The organism is Cellulomonas massiliensis JC225, from assembly GCF_000312005.1.
GTDB classification, from domain to species: Bacteria; Actinomycetota; Actinomycetes; order Actinomycetales; family Cellulomonadaceae; genus Cellulomonas; species Cellulomonas massiliensis.
On record NZ_HE978588.1, the window covers coordinates 1,839,318 to 1,841,130 of the forward strand.

Genomic DNA, 1,813 nt, shown 5'->3' on the forward strand with positions numbered 1-1,813 from the left:
GCCGGCCGTCGCCGGACCGCTCGCCCTCGGGGGCGCGCTCCTCGCGCGCGGGGCGCGCCGCCGGGCGGTCGCCGGACCGGCTCGTGCGCTTGCCCGTCTCGCCCAGGTCCTCGATCGCCTCGGCGGCGAGGCCGGCGCGCGTCTGCTGCGACTTCGGCAGGCGGCCCTTGACGCCCTCGGGGATGTCGAGGTCGGTGAGGATGTGCGGCGAGCTGGAGTACGTCTCGACCGGCTCGGGGATGCCGAGGCCCAGCGCCTTGTCGATGAGCGTCCAGCGGGGCATGTCGTCCCAGTCGACGAACGTCACCGCGGTGCCCTTGTTGCCCGCGCGGCCGGTGCGGCCGGTGCGGTGCAGGTAGGTCTTCTCGTCCTCGGGGCACTGGTAGTTGACGACGTGCGTGACGTCCTCGACGTCGATGCCGCGGGCGGCGACGTCGGTCGCGACGAGCACGTCGACCTTGCCGTGGCGGAACGCGCGCAGCGCCTGCTCGCGCGCGCCCTGCCCGAGGTCGCCGTGGATCGCTCCGGCCGCGAAGCCGCGCTCGACGAGCTCGTCCGCGACCTTCGCGGCCGTGCGCTTGGTGCGCGCGAAGACGATCGTCAGGCCGCGCCCGCGGGCCTGCAGCATGCGGGCCAGCAGCTCGACCTTGTCCAGCGCGTGCGCGCGGTAGACGACCTGCTTGATGTTCTTGACCGTCTGGCCGTCGTCGTCCGGCGCGGAGGCGCGGATGTGCGTCGGCTGCGTCATGTAGCGACGGGCCATCGCGACGACCGCGCCCGGCATGGTCGCCGAGAACAGCATCGTGTGGCGGCTCGCCGGCGTCGCCGCGAGCAGCGTCTCGACGTCGGGCAGGAAGCCGAGGTCGAGCATCTCGTCCGCCTCGTCCAGCACGACCGTCCGGACGTGCGAGAGGTCGAGGTGGCGCTGCTTGAGCATGTCGATCATGCGGCCCGGCGTGCCGACGACGACGTCGACGCCCTGCTGCAGCGCCTCGATCTGCGGCTCGTACGCGCGCCCGCCGTAGACCTGCACGACGCGGACGGTGCGGCGCGAGGAGGCGGTCGCGAGGTCGCCCGCGACCTGCACCGCCAGCTCGCGCGTCGGGACGACGACGAGGGCCTGCGGCTTGCCCGGAGCGGGCAGCCGGTCGTACCCGTCCTCGCCGGGGGCGACGACGCGGTTGAGCAGCGGGACGCCGAAGCCCAGCGTCTTGCCGGTGCCCGTCTTGGCCTGGCCGATGATGTCGTGGCCGGACAGCGCGACGGGGAGCGTCATCGCCTGGATGGGGAACGGCTGCGTGATGCCGGCGTCGGCGAGCGCCTGGACGATCTCCGGCCGGACGTCGAAGTCGGCGAACGACGCGTCGACGGCCTGCACGGACGCCGCGGTGCTGCGCAGGGAGCGCGTCATCGGCGTGGCGAGCGCGGACGCGGCGCCCTCGGTGGTGGGGGTGGGGGTGCTGTCGAGCTGGTCGACGAGCTCGTGCTCGGTCGTGGTCACGGGTGACCCTTCGCTGCGGGCGGTGGACCAGGCGCTCCAGGCAGCCGGGATCCGGGGCCCGGGCGACGCTGACCCACCACGTGGTGGCCGGCAGCCGATCGTGAAGATCTGCCCGCGCCGCACCGGGGGTGGGCGGCGGGCGGGTGCGCTGGGGCGACGGACGCGGGTCCGGGTCAGCGCGTCGGTAGTCGAGACGACCGGGCAACCGAATGTACGGACCCGAGTCTACCGGACGCAGCCGCCGTGACCGGGGACGGACGCCAGCGCGCCGCCGCAGGTCAGCGCCGCGGGCCGCCGCGGCACCACGCGAGC

Annotated in this window: 1 protein-coding gene; it reads right to left on the minus strand. The window is 74.6% G+C overall.

The window, feature by feature from the left end; genetic code table 11:
* A partial coding sequence (locus HGCM_RS17645; protein ID WP_246119499.1) for a DEAD/DEAH box helicase occupies positions 1 to 1,411 on the minus strand: 1,411 nt, incomplete at its 3' end.
* Between the last annotated feature and the right edge of the window lie 402 nt (positions 1,412 to 1,813).